General features: G+C 51.4%; 17 protein-coding genes. All 17 read left to right on the top strand.

The genetic code is table 11. The features are described 5' to 3' along the window. Positions 1–425 (top strand): polysaccharide biosynthesis C-terminal domain-containing protein (locus CLH61_RS17915; RefSeq protein ID WP_143752183.1); only part of this gene is annotated, 425 nt, incomplete at its 5' end. Positions 426–442: 17 nt separating this feature from the next. Beyond that, positions 443–1,573 carry a non-hydrolyzing UDP-N-acetylglucosamine 2-epimerase gene (wecB, locus tag CLH61_RS17920; protein WP_099616071.1) on the top strand — a complete coding sequence of 377 codons (1,131 nt, stop codon included), beginning with the start codon at positions 443–445 and terminating at the stop codon, positions 1,571–1,573. Positions 1,574–1,586: 13 nt separating this feature from the next. Continuing rightward, a complete protein-coding gene (locus tag CLH61_RS17925) occupies positions 1,587–2,792 on the top strand; it encodes a glycosyltransferase family 4 protein (protein WP_099616072.1) in 1,206 nt (401 codons plus the stop codon). 417 nt (positions 2,793–3,209) lie between these two features. Then, entirely contained in the window at positions 3,210–3,959 is a 750-nt protein-coding gene (locus CLH61_RS17930) for a YdcF family protein (protein ID WP_228152697.1), read from the top strand. 259 nt (positions 3,960–4,218) lie between these two features. Continuing rightward, entirely contained in the window at positions 4,219–5,280 is a 1,062-nt protein-coding gene (gene wecA / locus CLH61_RS17935) for a UDP-N-acetylglucosamine--undecaprenyl-phosphate N-acetylglucosaminephosphotransferase (protein WP_099616074.1), read from the top strand. Positions 5,281–5,711: 431 nt separating this feature from the next. After that, a complete protein-coding gene (locus tag CLH61_RS17940; RefSeq protein ID WP_170003782.1) occupies positions 5,712–6,485 on the top strand; it encodes a Wzz/FepE/Etk N-terminal domain-containing protein in 774 nt (257 codons plus the stop codon). Between the two features lie 79 nt (positions 6,486–6,564). After that, entirely contained in the window at positions 6,565–7,638 is a 1,074-nt protein-coding gene (rfbB, locus tag CLH61_RS17945) for a dTDP-glucose 4,6-dehydratase (RefSeq protein ID WP_099616085.1), read from the top strand. Continuing rightward, entirely contained in the window at positions 7,635–8,507 is an 873-nt protein-coding gene (rfbA, locus tag CLH61_RS17950; RefSeq protein ID WP_099616076.1) for a glucose-1-phosphate thymidylyltransferase RfbA, read from the top strand. The genes rfbB and rfbA overlap by 4 nt, the downstream gene beginning before the upstream one ends. Then, positions 8,504–9,604 carry a DegT/DnrJ/EryC1/StrS family aminotransferase gene (locus CLH61_RS17955; protein ID WP_099616077.1) on the top strand — a complete coding sequence of 367 codons (1,101 nt, stop codon included), beginning with the start codon at positions 8,504–8,506 and terminating at the stop codon, positions 9,602–9,604. Before rfbA ends, CLH61_RS17955 begins: the two co-directional genes overlap by 4 nt. Positions 9,605–9,606: 2 nt before the next feature. Continuing rightward, positions 9,607–10,545, top strand: coding sequence for an LbetaH domain-containing protein (locus tag CLH61_RS17960; protein ID WP_099616078.1), 939 nt, complete (start codon positions 9,607–9,609; stop codon positions 10,543–10,545). 13 nt (positions 10,546–10,558) lie between these two features. Next, the gene (locus CLH61_RS17965) at positions 10,559–11,134 is read left to right on the top strand and encodes a hypothetical protein (RefSeq protein ID WP_099616079.1); all 576 of its coding nucleotides are present in this window, start codon (positions 10,559–10,561) and stop codon (positions 11,132–11,134) included. A 27-nt stretch (positions 11,135–11,161) separates the two neighbouring features. Next, positions 11,162–12,091, top strand: coding sequence for a ketoacyl-ACP synthase III (locus CLH61_RS17970; RefSeq protein ID WP_099616080.1), 930 nt, complete (start codon positions 11,162–11,164; stop codon positions 12,089–12,091). A gap of 11 nt (positions 12,092–12,102) precedes the next feature. Then, the gene (locus tag CLH61_RS17975; protein WP_099616081.1) at positions 12,103–12,339 is read left to right on the top strand and encodes a phosphopantetheine-binding protein; all 237 of its coding nucleotides are present in this window, start codon (positions 12,103–12,105) and stop codon (positions 12,337–12,339) included. An 85-nt stretch (positions 12,340–12,424) separates the two neighbouring features. After that, positions 12,425–13,891, top strand: a complete 1,467-nt coding sequence (locus tag CLH61_RS17980) for a lipopolysaccharide biosynthesis protein (RefSeq protein WP_099616082.1) — start codon at positions 12,425–12,427, stop codon at positions 13,889–13,891. Positions 13,892–13,989: 98 nt separating this feature from the next. Beyond that, positions 13,990–15,069 carry a TDP-N-acetylfucosamine:lipid II N-acetylfucosaminyltransferase family protein gene (locus CLH61_RS17985; protein WP_099616083.1) on the top strand — a complete coding sequence of 360 codons (1,080 nt, stop codon included), beginning with the start codon at positions 13,990–13,992 and terminating at the stop codon, positions 15,067–15,069. Positions 15,070–15,184: 115 nt separating this feature from the next. After that, on the top strand, positions 15,185–16,279 hold the full coding sequence (locus CLH61_RS17990) for an EpsG family protein (protein WP_099616084.1): 1,095 nt from the start codon (positions 15,185–15,187) through the stop codon (positions 16,277–16,279). A 158-nt stretch (positions 16,280–16,437) separates the two neighbouring features. Further along, positions 16,438–16,733, top strand: a 296-nt coding sequence (locus tag CLH61_RS17995; protein ID WP_143752184.1) for a polysaccharide biosynthesis protein, incomplete at its 3' end; no start/stop codon positions are given.

The raw sequence follows: 16,733 nt of genomic DNA on the forward strand, positions 1-16,733 counted from the left end.
GGGCGCTGTATTCCACCTACGTCAGCTATCTGCCGCCGGAGCGCTTCACCTACGCGGTGCCCCAGCATGGCGACGAGCGCGGAGTGTTTGTGGAAATGCTGAAAACCCCGGACGCCGGCCAGTTCTCCTTCTTCACTGCCCACCCGGGCATCACCCGTGGCGGTCATTACCACCACTCGAAAACCGAGAAGTTTCTGGTGATCAAGGGCAAGGCCTGCTTCCGCTTTCGCCACGTGCTCACCGGGGAGTTCTACGAGCTGTTCACTGACGGCGCCAAGCCGGAGATTGTGGAAACCGTACCCGGCTGGACCCACGACATCACCAACGTGGGCGACGACGAGCTGGTGTGCATGCTCTGGGCCAATGAAATTTTTGACCGGGACAACCCGGATACCTTTGCGTGCCCGGTGGGTACCGAAGCCTGACCGAATCTGGAATTGCCATGAAAAAACTGAAAGTCATGACCGTGGTCGGCACCCGGCCGGAGATTATTCGCCTGTCCCGGGTGATGGCCGCCCTGGATGAGCACTGCGAGCACATACTGGTGCACACCGGCCAGAACTACGATTTCGAGCTGAACGAAATCTTCTTCCAGGACCTGGGCATCCGCAAGCCGGACCATTTCCTGAGCGCCGCCGGCGCCACCGGTGCGGAAACCATCGGTAATGTGATCATTGCGGTGGATAAGGTACTGGCCGAGGTGCAGCCAGAGGCCCTGCTGGTGCTGGGCGATACCAACAGCTGCATGGCGGTGATTCCGGCCAAGCGTCGCAAGATTCCCACTTTCCACATGGAAGCCGGCAACCGCTGCTTTGATATGCGGGTACCGGAAGAAATCAACCGCCGCATCGTGGACCACACCGCCGACATCAACCTGGCCTACAGCACCATCGCCCGGGATTACCTGCTGCGTGAAGGCCTGCCGCCCGACCGCGTGATCAAAACCGGCAGCCCGATGTTTGAAGTGCTGAATTACTTCCGCGACGGCATTGACGGCTCGGACGTACTGGAGCGGCTGGGGCTGGAAGAGGGCAAGTTCTTTGTGGTGAGCGCTCACCGGGAAGAGAACGTGGATTCCGACAGGAACTTCCTGGCCCTGGTGGACACCCTGAACGCTGTGGCCGAGCAATACGGCTACCCGGTGATTGTCTCCACCCATCCCCGCACCCAGAAGCGGGTGGATGCCATGGGTGTGCAGTTCCACCAGAACGTGCGCCTGCTGAAACCGCTGGGCTTCAAGGATTACAACAAGCTGCAACTGAGCGCCAAGGCGGTGTTGTCTGACAGCGGCACCATCAACGAGGAAGCCTCCATCCTCAACTTCCCGGCCCTGAACATCCGCGAAGCCCACGAGCGCCCCGAGGGCATGGAAGAAACCGCCGCCATGATGGTAGGTCTGAGCACCGAACGGGTGCTGCAAGGCCTGGCCATTCTGGAAACTCAGAGTCGGGGTGAGGAACGCTCATTGCGCCTGGTCGGCGACTACAGCATGCCGAATGTGGCGGAGAAGGTGGTGCGGATAATCCACAGTTATCGGGATTATGTGATGCAGACGGTTTGGAAGCAGTATTGAGGCAGGAAGGTTCATGAAGCTGGTTCTGATTGCAGACACCTTTCCGCCGTTGCGGACGTCCGGAGCGGTTCAGTTAAGGGATTTGTCGCGGGAGTTTGTGCGGAAGGGGCATGAGCTTACCGTACTTTTGCCCAGTTCAGACCTTGAGCAGCCATGGGCGCTTGAGGATTTTGGCGGGGTGCGGGTACTGCGGCTGCGGGCCCCGAAAACCAAGGATATTGATTACGTTCGCCGGACGATTGGCGAATTCCTCATGCCTTACGCCATGCTGCGCAACCTGCGCAAGAGTCCCTTGGCCAATGAGCGGTGGGATGGGGTTGTGTGGTATGCGCCGTCGATCTTTTTTGGCCCAATTGCCAACGCCCTGAAAAAAGCCGGTGCTTGTAAGGGCTACTTGATTATTCGCGATATTTTCCCGGAATGGGCCGTGGATATGGGGCTGATGGGGCGCGGGCTGCCGTATCGTTTTTTCCGTGCGGTTGCGAATTACCAGTATTCGGTGGCCGATGTCATTGGCATTCAGACAGCGGGCAACTCAGTGTACTTTGACCACTGGATTCAAAAGCCTGGCCGCAAGCTGGAAGTACTGCAGAACTGGCTGGCGGATGCGCCGGTAGGGCAATGCACCATTGATCTTGCGAAAACCAGCCTGGCCGGCCGGCGGGTGTTAGTTTACGCCGGCAATATGGGCGTGGCGCAGGGTATGGATGTGCTGCTTGACCTGGCGGAGCAGCTGAAAACGCGAAGCGATATCGGCTTTTTGTTTGTAGGGCGGGGCAGTGACGCACAAAAGCTGGCGGCGGATGCCAAAGCCCGCGGGCTTGATAATGTGCTGTTTCATGATGAGATAGACCCGGATGAAATACCCGGGTTATACGCCCAGTGCGACGTAGGGTTGGTGGCCCTGCATCCCAAACACAAAACCCACAACATTCCCGGTAAGTTTCTGACCTACGTGCAAAGTGGGTTGCCCGTACTGGCTAAGATTAACGAGGGTAATGACCTTGTTGGCATGATTCGCAAGGAACGGGTTGGGGCTGTGGCGACGGATGATTCGTTAGAGGCACTTGTCCGCGCGGCGGAAGCGCTGATCGATCAGTGTGGGGGTGACGACACGTTACCGGGGCGTTGCCGGGGGCTTTATCAGAGGCTTTTTGCTCCTGAGAAAGCGGTTGAGCAGATCGTTGGGGCTTTGGATGGTGGGGTGCCTGAAAACTGAGGGGGATTCTGTTTGCCGCATGATTTCTGCTATCAGCTTGAATGTGGTGTTTTTGGTTTGGGGCAGGCTTGAGGTCAGTCCGCTGGCCGAAAGTGATGTGTACTCTGGCTCGGCTCTGGCATTTATTTCTGGGTAGCTAGTTATTAGCGGGCGGTTGACTAGGGCGGAGAGTCATTGCCCAGGAATGCGATATCGCAGAACAATACCCTGATCTGTGCATAGATCAATTACCTGCATTAATTACGAGAAGTGCAAGAACTGTCTGCTTTTAACACCGTATATGGTGTGTTCGAGGAAGGTGACGCCCTTTTTGAGGGATCTGCCTTGAAAGAACGAACGCATGTGCAGATTGCGGTGCGTTAAGGGAACTGGCCTATGGTCTGTCCCCACGGAAGTTTAGATGAAAGGATTTTCCTGGTGTTTTTCGTTTCAAAACTGGTCATTGCATTGCTTTCACCCTTGGGCGCGTTTCTCTTTGGTGGTCTGCTCGTATTAATTCTGGCTTTGACGGGCCGGCGGCGCCTGGCCTTTGGGTTGGGCTTGTTAGCGCTGCTCTGGTTATGGTTCTGGTCGCTGCCCATGGCCAGTGACTGGGTGCGGGGTTATCTTGAGAACCAGCACCCGGCGATTGTGGTTGAGGCCATGCCAGAGGCCCAGGCGATTGTGGTGCTGGGCGGCGGAGTGTCGCCACCGGATTATGGTGAGGTTTATCCCAATCTGGAATCTGGTTCGGACCGGGTGTGGTATGGCGCCCGGTTACTGCTCGCGGGCAAGGCGCCGCTGGTGTTGCTCAGCGGCGGCAGCGACCCGGCCTACAGCGCCACCTCGGAAGCCGAAGCCATGAGTCGGTTTATGCGGGACCTGGGTGTGCCCGCCGAGGCACTGGTGCTCGAGCAGCGTAGCCGCAACACCACGGAGAACGCCGAATACTCCGCAGCAATTCTGGCCAAACAGGGCGTTAACCGAATTTTGCTGGTCACTTCTGCGTTACACATGCCACGGGCCAAAGCGCTATTCGAAGCCCAGGGCCTGACCGTCATCCCCGCTGCGACTGACCACGAGGTGCAAGATAGGCCTCTGTGGCGTGATGTGTTGCCGGACACCAGTGCGTTGGACGGGAGTAGTCGGGCGATTAAGGAGATCGTGGGGCGTTGGGTGGGGAGGTAGATGTCGGGTGCTCTCGGGGACCGACCTTCGGCCTGACCCTACCTCACGACGGCCTTTCAATGGCTTAGACCTTGGTCGTGAAAGAGTGTCAAATCCTGCGAGGCCGGTCACAGTTCTGTCATTTGTTCTGTATACTTTGGAACCTATCGTTACGCCTTGGGTGGTTGGGGAAAGACCTAAGGTCTGTCCCCTGGTAGTACCGGGACCGGATGTCCGGCATTTCTTTTCTTTGGCCTTTTACTTTTCAAGAGATTCTCACATGGAAGCGGCTAGCACTACGGGCCTTCTCTCTGGATTTATTGCGCTGCTCTCGCTGTTCGTGCTCAAGCCGATGGCGATTCGGGTGGATCTTCTCGACCGGCCGGATCACCGTAAGGTGCACAAGGGGGCCGTTCCGCTGGTCGGGGGGCTGAGTGCGTTTTTGGGGTTGAGTATCGCCTGGTTGGCGGGTATGCCGCTGGCTGAAGGGTATGGTCTGTTCCTGGTGTGCGCTGCGCTGTTGGTGGTTATGGGCGCGGTGGACGATGCCCGGGACTTGCCCGCAAAATTCCGTTTGGGTGCCCAGGTGGCGCTGGGGGCATTGCTGACGTTCGGTTCCGGGGTGTCGCTGGAGTCTTTCGGTAACCTGTTTGGTTTTGGCGCGATCAATCTCGGAATGCTGGGCCCGCTGGTGACGATCGCCGCGGTGATTGGCGCGACCAATGCCTTCAATATGGTGGACGGCATCGACGGCCTGGCCGGCAGTCTGTCCCTGGTGGCGTTGCTGTCACTGGCCATTCTGTTTGCGGCGTCCGCCGGCTTTAACCTGGAGCTGGCGCTGTCCCTGGGCATCGCCTTTGCGTTGTTGCCCTATCTGATGGCCAACCTGCGCATCCCTCCGTTCCGCAAAAAAATCTTCATGGGCGACGCCGGTTCCATGTTCATCGGCTTTGCCGTGGTATGGCTGCTGGTCAACGGCACCCAGCCGGGCGCGATGGCCTTCCGCCCGGTCACCGCCCTGTGGCTGATCGCGCTGCCGCTGATGGACATGGTCGCCATCATGGTCCGCCGCGCCCGCAAGGGCCAGTCCGTGATGAAGCCGGACCGCGAACACCTCCACCACATCTTCATGCGCGCCGGTTTCTCCGATCGGGAAGCCCTGATCATGATCACCGGCATCGCCCTCCTGCTCGCCGCCATCGGCTTGCTCGGCGAATTCTTCCAGCTGCCGGAGTGGTTCATGTTCACCGCATTCATCGGGTTGTTTACGGTGTATGACTGGGGGCTGAGTCATGCCTGGCGGTTGTTGGTGGTGTTCAGAAGACGTAAAGTCGCCGGCTGAATCAACCCCTGTCTTATCGGGAAGCGTTTTTGTGCCTGTTCGCTGAGTGCGGACAGGCACATCAGCGCTTTTTGCGTTTTGGGGTGCCGGTAATGATTTCGAAGGTCTGTTCCAGCCCTGCGCTCACCACGCGCCGTTTCGAGCAGAATGAAATCGGCGTGTGGGGGTAATCTTCAACTCCGTGGTCCAAAAGGCCTCGGCGCTCCAGCACAGCTTTGTCCAACACGGTTACGCTGCGACCCCAAAATCAGCGGTCCGCCCCCTTTGGCCACCACCTAATAACTTCCCGTAACTGAAACTCAGTCAGAGTTAGCGTAAAATCCGTCGCCTCCGATCACTATACTGCTATCGCCTCAACACACCAGATCGGGATGGTGGGGCGGTAGCGTGCCTGAGATAACAACACCTTCGGGATGCGAAAGGTTACTTTAATGAGCAACACGCTGGATAACAGACGCAAGTACAATGACGAAATGAGCCTTGTGGACCTGGCTGCCACCTTCGTACGCCGCCGCTGGGTATTTTACGTAACGTTCCTCGTCATGACTTTGCTGGCGGTGACTTACGCCGTGATGACCCCGGCAAAGTATGAATACGTCAGCTTGTTGCAGTTGGCTGAAGACGGCGAAGGTGAATATCTTGAAGAACCCGGCGCTGTTGTAGCGACACTGGAGAATCGGTGGATTCCCGAAGAAGCCGCCACCTTCGCGCAGGTCAATGAGCGGAGGCTACCGTTCAAAGTCAAGGTGTCCAACCCTAAGGATACCGGCCTCATAAAACTTTCGACAGAAACCACCGAGCAGCAGGCCACACTTGTGAAGGAGTTGCACACAAGTCTTATCAACAGTGTGATTGAACGACAGCGGCAACTCATAGAACGCTCACGCAAAGTTCTTGAAAGCCGCATAGCCTCACAAGGCAAAGTGGTTGAGTCACTACAGTCACTGGAAAGCAGTGAGAACAGTGCCGCTGCACTGGCGTCAGCCATTCAGAGGCAAGCTGAGCTCGAAAGCGACATAGAGTCATTGAAGCCAGCTCAAAGCCTGGTAACCAGTCGGCAAAGCATCGATGGCAAAGGGCCATCGAAAGCGTTGATTGTTGTTCTAGGTGTTATTCTCGGCGTAATGGGTGGAGTGTTTCTGGCGTTCTTCTCTGAATTTATCGTACTGGTGCGGGATAGCCTGGCGAATACTCAGGCCGAATGAATTACCACTCTCCCTATGAGGACCGCGCCAGAAGGGAGCGGCCCACCTTTTGAACATCGAAACCAGCCATCTCCAATCTATGAAAATACTTATAACCGGCGGCGCCGGCTTCATTGGCTCCGCCGTCATCCGTTACGTCCTCACCAATACCGGTAATGAGGTGGTCAATCTCGACAAACTCACCTATGCGGGCAACCTCGAAAGCCTGGCTGAGGTAAGCAGCAGCGAACGCTACACCTTCGAGCACGTCGATATCTGCAACCGCGCCGAGGTAGACCGAGTGCTGGCCCACCACCGGCCCGATGCCATTATGCACTTGGCGGCCGAAAGCCACGTGGATCGGTCCATCGACGGCCCGGCAGAGTTTATCGAAACTAATATTGTAGGCACCTACACCTTGCTGGAAGCGGCTCGCCAGTATTGGCAGGCCATGGCACCAGGGAAAAAGGCCAACTTTCGCTTTCACCACATCAGCACTGATGAAGTCTACGGCGATCTCCCGCACCCTAATGAATCCGCCAATGCGGCAGAGCATCTGTTCACCGAACAAACCGCTTACGCCCCCAGCAGCCCTTACTCGGCCAGCAAAGCCAGTTCGGACCACCTGGTTCGTGCCTGGCAGCGCACCTATGGCTTACCTGTGCTGGTCACCAACTGCTCCAACAACTACGGCCCCTACCACTTCCCGGAAAAGCTTATCCCGTTGATGATCCTCAACGCCCTGGAAGGCAAGCCGTTGCCAGTTTACGGCAAGGGCGACCAGATCCGGGACTGGCTGTTTGTGGAAGACCACGCTCGCGCGCTCTACAAAGTCGTTACCGAAGGCCAACCCGGCGAAACCTATAATATCGGCGGCCACAACGAAAAACAGAACATCGAAGTGGTCCACACCATTTGCGACATCCTCCAGGATCTCCGCCCCCGGGAACGGAGCTATAGGGACCTGGTCACCAACGTTAAAGACCGCCCCGGCCATGACATGCGCTACGCCATCGACGCCAGTAAGATCCAGAAGGAGCTCGGCTGGACTCCGGAAGAAACCTTCGAAACCGGCATCCGCAAAACGGTACAGTGGTACCTGGATAATCTGGAGTGGTGCCAACGGGTTCAGGACGGCAGCTACCAGAGAGAACGATTGGGGGTAACCGTATGAAAGGAATAATACTGGCAGGCGGCTCCGGCACACGCCTTTACCCAATAACACTTGGCACTTCCAAACAACTGCTGCCGGTGTACGACAAGCCAATGATCTATTACCCGCTTTCTGTGCTCATGCTGGCGGGAATTCGGGATATTCTCATCATCACCACCCCGGAGGATCAGGCTGGCTTCAAGCGCGCACTCGGTACCGGCGAACAATTCGGCATTAACCTCAGCTACGAGATACAGCCAAGCCCGGATGGACTGGCGCAAGCCTTTATCATTGGTGAAGAGTTCATTGGTAGCGACAGCGTGTGCCTGGTGCTGGGTGACAATATCTTTTACGGCCAAGGTTTCACTCCCAAGCTGAAACTGGCTGCCCAGCGCACTGAAGGCGCCACCGTATTCGGTTATCAGGTAAAAGACCCGGAACGCTTCGGTGTGGTAGAGTTTGACGAAAATAAACGCGCCATCTCCATTGAAGAAAAGCCGGATCACCCGAAATCCCACTACGCCGTAACCGGCCTCTACTTCTACGACAACAGCGTGGTAGACATTGCCAAGCAGGTAGAACCCAGCCACCGCGGCGAACTGGAAATCACTTGCGTAAACCGGGCCTATCTGGAACAGGGCAATCTGAACGTAGAGTTGCTGGGCCGAGGCTTCGCCTGGCTGGACACAGGCACCCACGAAAGCCTGCTGGAAGCAGCACAGTTTGTAGAAACCATCGAGAAACGTCAGGGCTACAAGATCGCGTGCCTGGAAGAGATTGCCTTCAACCAAGGCTGGCTGACTCACGAGAAATTACAAGCCCAAGCCACCCAGCTGAAGAAAAATGGCTACGGCGAATACCTGCAGGATCTTCTGGAAGACGCACGATGATTCCGGTAACTAAACCCTATTTACCCAGCCGGGAAAAGCTCAGTAAATACATAGACGGCATCTATGAACGCCAATGGTTAACCAACAACGGCCAGCTGGTACAGGAGCTCACCCAGCGGCTGGAAGACTATCTGGGCGTTGAAAACCTGTTACTGGTCGCCAACGGCACCCTGGCACTGCAAATTGCTTACCGCGCCCTGGGTGTGAGCGATACCCCCCCTGGCGAACAGCCGGAAGCTGTCACCACCCCGTTTACCTTCATTGCTACCGCCAGTTCTCTGAAATGGGACGGTGTGCAGCCCGTATTCGCAGACATAGATCCGAACAGTTGGTGTCTGAACCCGGCGAACATCGAAGCGGCCATTACCCCGAACACACGGGCAATCGTACCCGTACATGTTTTTGGCAATGCCTGTGATATCGAAGCCATTGATACCATCGCCCAAAAGTACAAGCTAAAAGTCATCTACGATGCCTCCCACGCTTTCGGTGTGAACTACAAAGGCGAAAGCCTGCTCAAACACGGCGATGCGGCCACGCTCAGCTTCCATGCCACCAAACTGTTCCACACAGGCGAGGGTGGGGCCATTATCTTCAAGCGCAAGGAAGATCTGGAGCGGGCCAGAAGAATGATCAATTTCGGCCTTGCGGGGCCTGAGTGCATTGAAGAACCGGGCATCAACGCCAAGATGAATGAGCTGCAAGCGGCGATGGGCCTGTGTGTGCTTGATGAGATGGAGCAAATTAGCGGAGACCGCCAATCGGTTACTGAAAGCTACGATCATCTTCTGAAGGGTAGGGTGCAGAAACAGCGTATTCAAAGTGGTGCCAGTTTAAATCATGCTTATTATCCTGTAGCACTGGAAAACGAAGCTCGGGTTATGGACCTGATGTCCTCCTTGCGTGAATCGGATGTTCTTGCACGACGTTACTTTTACCCGTCTCTGGAATCGGTAACGTCCTTGGGGGCAAGCTCAATGACGTGCTTCGAATCCCGAAAACTATCTGAACGCATTGTCTGTTTGCCGATTTACTCCGGGTTGACTTCGGCAGAGATTGAAATGATTTCCAGCAAGGTCCTTGAGGTGTGTCAGTGACTATGCGTCCAAAAGGTGCTTTTTTAAGAGCACCGGTGAATTCCTCAGAAATTATTGCCTTCGTTGAAAACCTTGTTGGCCCATCCCTTCTATCGGGTGCAGTGGATCTGGAATTAGAGAGTACCTGTGATTCCCGTACCGGTGGTCATAAACAGTTTGTTTTTGCAAGCTGCGAACAATATGGCAAAGGTGCGGACTTAACGGAGTCTTTGGTTTTGACCGATGGGTTTCCGGATGAGTCGATTCAAGGTTCTAACCAGTTCTGTGTGGTTTCAGACCCAAGAGCTGTGTTTATGGATGTGTTGGCTTGGTTAATTGATTCTGTCGGGATAGATGCTCACTGGCGTGGTTTTACATCTGAAGCGAGTATTTCGAGCGAAGCGCAGGTTGCAAGTTCAGCCGTTATTGAGCCTGGCGTCGAGGTTGGTTCAGGCAGTGTCATCTGTGCCGGAGCCGTCATCAAGCGTGGCTCACGAATTGGCAGGAATACTGTCATTCGGGAAAACGTGGTTATTGGCAGCGACGGCGTGACGGTATACCGGGCAGCTGACGGACGACTGCTCAAGTTTCCCCATGTGGGTGGTGTTTCTATTGGTGACAACACTGAAATTGGTGCAAATGCCGTGATTGCCGGTGGCATTCTGACCTCCACATTTATAGGGAACGATGTGGTGATTGGCAATTTGTGTAACGTAGGCCATGGCGCGGTTGTCGAGGATGGGGTTTGGATGTCTGTAGGCTCATTGCTGGGTGGCCATACCACGGTTCACGCTGGAGCGACTGTCGCAATGGGCGTCAGTGTTCGGGACAATCTGGTGATTGGCACGCAAGCCTCGCTGGGCATGGGTAGCGTTGTGGTAAAAAATGTTGAGCCGAATCATTCGATGTTCGGTAATCCCGCCAAGCGAATGGTTGGCCTGAAAACTGGTCCCAAGCGGTAGGTTAGGAGTTGTTATGTCGGAAGTGCTGAAGTTTGCGTTCAAGGGGAACCGAAATTATGTCCACGGAACCAGCTTGTTCAATGCATTGATTGACGCGGCCGGTCAGAAAGGATTGGCAGAGGGAAAGATCAATGTGTCATTCAAACATATGACTCACAACCCGGTTTGTATACTGGACGAGCGTGCACCAACGGCAGCAGATGCGGTAGTCGCTAAAATCGCTGGGCCTGATGGTGAGAGTTACTCGATGTGTATTAACGCGGCGGCTGAAATCGAAGAGGAGGCGGTACGCCAGGACTTTGATGAGCCCGAAGCTTGCCGTGGCTCAATCGTAGGGGATAAGGCTATCGTTCAGAATCATCCACACCATGTGGACAGAATTGAATTGCTTGTGTCGCTCTGCAAGAAAATGCACCTCGAATGCCTGGATAGCTCCAAGAAATGGGTCTTCTCTCGTTATGATGGTCGGTTTCCCATCCCCGCGATGGAGAAAGTAGAGCTTCGCATCACCAAGCAGGTGGGGACAAGACTTACTTGCAGCGATGTCCTCGTTAATGGCGAGAAAATCGCTGACATGTACTTTTCGTGACACATTAGAACAACTAAGGAGCCACTCATGTTAGGGATTCAGTCTGTAGCGAGTTACCTCCCGAAGGGCAGGGTCGATAATCTGGAGCAGGCCGATCGCTTTGAGACAGACCGGGAGTTTGTCGAGCAGAAAATTGGCGTAGCAACTTTGCCGCGGTTTGAAGATACGGACAGTGTTGTCAGCGCCTGCGTTGCTGCCTTTGATCGTCTTTGTGGAAAAGCAAATATCGACAAGTCAGAGATTGAGTGCGTGGTTTTGTGTACTCAGAATCCGGATAAGGGTGGCTTGCCGCATAACTCAGCTTTGGTTCACGCTGCTCTTGAGCTACCGGAAGAATGCGCTTGCTTTGATATTGGGCTGGGATGCTCCGGGTATGTGTACGGTTTGAGTGTGATTCAGTCTTTCATGGCTGCGAACCGGATGAAAAGGGGATTGTTTTTTACCTGTGACCCTTATTCCCGAATCCTTGATCATGACGATAAAAACACGTGCTTACTGTTTGGAGATGCTGCATCCGTTACCTTGATTAGTGAAACGCCACGCTACACCCTAGCCACAGCGAAATTTTCTACCAAAGGCGCTGGCAGTGATGCGCTCCAGAAAACAGCCAATGGCCTGGAGATGAATGGCCGAGCCGTGTTCAATTTCGCCTTGCAGGATGTGCCAAAACAGATCAAGCGCACGCTGGTATCCGCAGAATTGACTGCTGACGATATTGACCTGTTTCTGCTGCATCAGGGCAGTCGTTTTATGCTGGAGAACACCATCAAGAGAGCTGGTATTCCTGCTGAAAAGGCCCCCATCCGGCTATCTGCAACAGGAAACACTGTTTCATCGTCCATCCCGCTGCTGTTGGAAGAAGAACTCGATAACAGGCCCCGAAGAATTCTTATGTCAGGCTTCGGTGTTGGATTGTCTTGGGCGACCGCAATCTATGAAGAAGTAAAATCAAGCTAATAGGAAATATTATGAATCGCGAAGAAGCCGTAAAGATCGTCATGTCCATGTTGGAAAAGAATGTTGAAGATCTGGAAATGTCTGAAGATAAGATGGACAAAACTCTTGTGGATCTTGGTGTTGATTCACTGGATATCATGTTGGTGATTATGGATGTTGGTGAGGCCGCTGGGGTTAGTATTAGTGATGATGAAGCGGAGGGGTTGGATACGCCTGAGAAGATTGTAGATTTTATTTTGGGCCGATAAATCAAGTTAGGATCGAGGGGCATTAATTATGCCCCTGTTCTATTTAATCGATGTTTGAGCCCCCCACTAGAGAGCAACACTCCGAATGAAAGGCATAAACCGTAAAATTGGAGTTGGGGTGCTATGGAATCTAGTGAGTTTATTCTTGTCGCGAGGTGCGACAACCGTATTCACGCTATTTCTTGCGCGGTTACTTGCACCGGAAGCATTTGGTCTTGTTGCCATGGCGACGGTTGTATTTGAGTTGGCGAGTGCGTTTGTCAATTCAGGACTTGGGCAGGCGTTGATCCGAAGCAAGTCAGTTTCAGACACAGATCTAACGACGGTTTTCTATACAAACTTGGTCTTGAGTGGTTGTGCATATGGGGTGCTGTTTTTTGGAGCCCCCTATGTGGCTGGTTTCTATAAACAGCCGGAACTAACTTCGCTTGTTCAGGTCATGGGATTGGTCGTATTTATTAATGCGACGAGGGTGGTACAAACAGCTGTTCTGAGTCGGGAGATGAATTTCAAATCTCAGATGAAAGCCAACAGTATCGCTGCACTTGGGTCTGGGATTCTAGCTGTCTCTGCGGCCTATCTCGGATGGGGCGTCTGGAGCCTGGTGGTTATGATGCTCAGTCAAGCATTCATAACATCCGCGATTATGTGGTTGGCAAGTAACTGGAGACCAACTTTAACGTTTAGTTTCGAGTCCTTCTTTCGCCTCTTTAAATTTGGCCGTAATCTTCTCGCAGAAGGAATTTTGGAGATTTCCTTTCAGAACTCTTACGTTCTGGTTATCGGCCGCTTCTTCAGTGCAGAAGTCACTGGTTTGTACTTCTTTGCCAAAAAAGTGACCAACTTGATTTCGCAGCATTTTACGGGAGCGGTTCAGCAAGCAACGTTCCCCGCCTTGTCCACGTTGCAAGACGACAACGAAATGCTCAGGCACAAATATCGTCAAGTCCTGCAGTTGATGATGTTCCTGGTGGCACCCATCATGGCTCTGCTTGCGGGCCTAGCATCACCGTTGTTCGGATTGCTGTTTGATGCTCGGTGGCAAGGCGCGGTGCCTTATTTACAGCTATTGTGCGTGGTCGGGGCGCTTTTTCCACTCCATTCACTGAATGTGAGTTTATTGAATGTAAAAGGCCGATCAGATCTGGTTTTGAAAGTTGGTTTACTCAAGAAAGCGGTCAATTTGGCTTTGTTATTTGGGGCGATACCTTTTGGTGTGATTGGTATTGTTGTTAGTCAGGTAATTGGATCTGCGCTGGCTTTGGTGCCTAATACTTATTATTCTGCACGCCTCATTGGCTATCCGTTAGGTGCGCAGCTTAGAGATGTACTAAAGCCGGTGCTTGCATCATGTATAGCTGGTTGGGTTGCCTGGTCAATTGCGGGAAAGATGGTGGATGCTTCGGTTGGTCTATTCGTAGCTGCAAGCGGCATTGGTGTTGCAGCGTACCTTTTGCTGAGCGTGCTAATTCGTGCCGAGGGTGCCGCCCTTTTGTTGCGCAAAGGGCGTAGTTGGTTGGATAAAAAATTTGCTGGTATTCCCTCTGCGTAGTCGATCAGTCGATACCTTGAATAATTTTTGGCTTGTGTTTTGGCTTTGAGAGTTTTTCCTTATGAATGTTCTTAATGCACTTCGGTTAGTCGTGAAAGATGAAATCTAAAAACGTAAATCACTTGTTTGATTCAAAGAACATCCATTTGAATCCGAATATCATGCTTGGAATTATGGAAAATCGTGAGCCGAGGCATGAGCATAAGTTCATCATAAGTTTTCTAGGGTCAAAAGATAAGGTTCTGGAGGAAAAGGTCTATGATGATTTGGTAAGTGATGGGTGTAATTTTCTGTATGTTCGGACCTTTTTTGATTTATTGATGCTCATGATGAGGAATAGGGACGTTTTCCTGGTCCATGGGACAGTCTCCCCTTTCAGAAAGTATTTTTTGCTGCTCTTGTTTTTCTATATTTTCCGCCGGAATGTTTTGGCGAGGATGGTTTTAGTCGCATGGGGCAGTGGTGACTTTTATGCCCCAAGTAAAGCTTGGGGATTGATTTATAGAAAGATTTTGCTTAATTGTAGAAGAATAATCACATTATCTCATGGCGATTATGAAATTTGCTTTAAGAATTATGGTGACCAGGCGTTGCATATAAATTATATAAAGCGCAGGAGATATATAGAGGTAGGTAGTTTTAGAAGTTCGAGGGCTAGAAATAAAATACTTGTCTCTCATAGCGGGTGGCCCCACAATAATCATTTTAAGTCCTTTGAGCTAATTATAGATAAGGTCGGGCCAGATTCTGACATAATTTGTCCATTGGCGTACGGTGATCCAACCTATATTAAGTCCGTTATTGAGAAGGGTGTTGCGGTCTTTGGTGAGAGATTTAATTATTTCACGGATCTTATGAATACAGAGGATTATCATGATCTTTTAAGAACAGTTGGTGTTTATGTGACGAGTGCAGATATTCAAACTGGGTTGTTTGCGTTGACTACGTGTTTGGCCAGCGGTGTTAAGGTCTACTGTAAGGGAAATCTGTATCGTTCCATGAAGGAGTTTGGTTTTAAGGTTCATCATGTAGATGAGCTTTTAACCTGCGATAAAGATGAGTTCGCGTTTTTTTCCGATGAAGATGCTGCCCTGAATATGGAAGTTTATATGAAAGAATTTGGCGGGGTGGATTCGCTTAAGTCGAAGTGGGAAGATATTTACGATGATTGTCTTTGATGTTGGTTGGCCTGGCTTTTTTATGATTTTATTAATGTCTAAAGTGGTGTGTTGATAATGCTCCGCTTTGCGTGTTTTTTGGCGTTTTTTCCATGTATGGCGTGCGGGTAGTAATTTGGAAATTGCCGTAGTATTTGCAGCATATATGGCTGTTTTTCTTTTTTTTCAAAGAGAAGTTTTTCTTTACGCCAAGAAATTTTCGATTCTCGATTTCGAGGCTGCTTGGCTAAAATCGCTGTTTATATTTTTTCCGTTGTTTTTGATCACTGCGCTTAGAAGTGTTGATGTTGGGATTGATACTGCTAGATATAGTGAGGAGTATGAGCGGGCGAAAAGTTTGGAACCAGTTATTAGATCTACCGAGTTTATTTTTTCATATTTATTAATTGCTTTTTCGAAGCTTGGGGTGAGTTTTCAAGGGTTTCTTTTTTTTCAATCCTATATTTATTATTTGGCAATTTCTTCATTGTTGGTGTTGATTCCTAATCGAAGTTATTTTACGTATTTTCTTGTCGTAGTTTGCTTTGGTTTATTCTCGTTTGGATTGTCTGGCATTAGGCAGTCCATTGCAATTTCGTTATTTTTGTTTTCTGTTTTTCCACTGCTTCGTGGTCGCCACTCAATTTATGCGGTTCTTGGTTTGATTGCATTTTTTGTTCATAACTCTAGCATTATTGTTTTTCTGGTGACATTTTTTGTATCTAATGTTTTTTTAGGGTTTAGAGTTTTCTATTTTGGAGTTTTGTTGTCGCCTCTGACTGTTCTTGTTAATGAAACAATTCTATATGCGTTTTTGTTCTTTGATATAAAGCAGTTGAATAATTTTAATAATGACACTGACCTTTTATTGAATATTAAGGTGCCGATGTCAGTGTGGTCGTTTGTACTGGTAATGGGATTCGTGATGCGTTATGGGAAGAATGTTGCGATAATTGAAGCAATGAAGTCCCATGATAATTATCTTTATGTTCGATCACTTTGCATGTGGGGTTGTGTTTTCTTATGCGCGCTATTGTGGATGGCAAGCTCGATTCGTTTAATGGATAGGCTGGGCTTGTATTTCGTTCCTTTTGTCGCATTATTTTCGGCGTGGATTTTGGCGTCTGTCAGGGAAACGTTGGTTGGCTGGTGGATGCGTTTTTCCTTTTTATTGATGCTTATTTTTATTTCTTCGTTTTTGTTCCGGGACGAATTGTTTTCGGTTTTTTAGATCAGTTTCGGAAGTTTCTCTGTGAATAGTAAGTATTGCTCGGATATTCAATTGAGTGTTTTCCGAGGAAATTTTTCATTTGGTACAGGGCGATAGCACAGTATTTGATCTCAAATTGAGGTTCTCGGTTTTTTATTTAATATGATTATGGACTAGCTATGTTTTCAGGTAACACTCTTTTGATAACCGGCGGCACCGGCTCCTTCGGTAATGCCGTTCTCAACCGCTTCCTGGATACCGATATCGAAGAAATCCGTATCTTCAGCCGGGATGAGAAAAAACAGGATGACATGCGCAAGCGCTACGCCAATCCCAAGCTGAAGTTCTACATTGGCGATGTACGGGATTACAGCAGCATTCTGAATGCTACCCGGGGCGTGGACTTTATCTTCCACGCTGCGGCTTTAAAGCAGGTGCCGTCCTGCGAGTTTCACCCCATGGAGGCGGTCAAAAC

It is taken from the genome of Marinobacter profundi (assembly GCF_002744715.1).
Lineage (GTDB): Bacteria > Pseudomonadota > Gammaproteobacteria > Pseudomonadales > Oleiphilaceae > Marinobacter > Marinobacter profundi.

Coding starts and splice junctions, on each gene's coding strand:
- wecB (WP_099616071.1), top strand. CDS start 443: ATGAAAAAACTGAAAGTCATGACCGTGGTCGGCACCCGGCCGGAGATT.
- CLH61_RS17925 (WP_099616072.1), top strand. CDS start 1,587: ATGAAGCTGGTTCTGATTGCAGACACCTTTCCGCCGTTGCGGACGTCC.
- wecA (WP_099616074.1), top strand. CDS start 4,219: ATGGAAGCGGCTAGCACTACGGGCCTTCTCTCTGGATTTATTGCGCTG.
- CLH61_RS17940 (WP_170003782.1), top strand. CDS start 5,712: ATGAGCAACACGCTGGATAACAGACGCAAGTACAATGACGAAATGAGC.
- rfbB (WP_099616085.1), top strand. CDS start 6,565: ATGAAAATACTTATAACCGGCGGCGCCGGCTTCATTGGCTCCGCCGTC.
- rfbA (WP_099616076.1), top strand. CDS start 7,635: ATGAAAGGAATAATACTGGCAGGCGGCTCCGGCACACGCCTTTACCCA.
- CLH61_RS17955 (WP_099616077.1), top strand. CDS start 8,504: ATGATTCCGGTAACTAAACCCTATTTACCCAGCCGGGAAAAGCTCAGT.
- CLH61_RS17960 (WP_099616078.1), top strand. CDS start 9,607: ATGCGTCCAAAAGGTGCTTTTTTAAGAGCACCGGTGAATTCCTCAGAA.
- CLH61_RS17965 (WP_099616079.1), top strand. CDS start 10,559: ATGTCGGAAGTGCTGAAGTTTGCGTTCAAGGGGAACCGAAATTATGTC.
- CLH61_RS17970 (WP_099616080.1), top strand. CDS start 11,162: ATGTTAGGGATTCAGTCTGTAGCGAGTTACCTCCCGAAGGGCAGGGTC.
- CLH61_RS17975 (WP_099616081.1), top strand. CDS start 12,103: ATGAATCGCGAAGAAGCCGTAAAGATCGTCATGTCCATGTTGGAAAAG.
- CLH61_RS17980 (WP_099616082.1), top strand. CDS start 12,425: ATGAAAGGCATAAACCGTAAAATTGGAGTTGGGGTGCTATGGAATCTA.
- CLH61_RS17985 (WP_099616083.1), top strand. CDS start 13,990: ATGAAATCTAAAAACGTAAATCACTTGTTTGATTCAAAGAACATCCAT.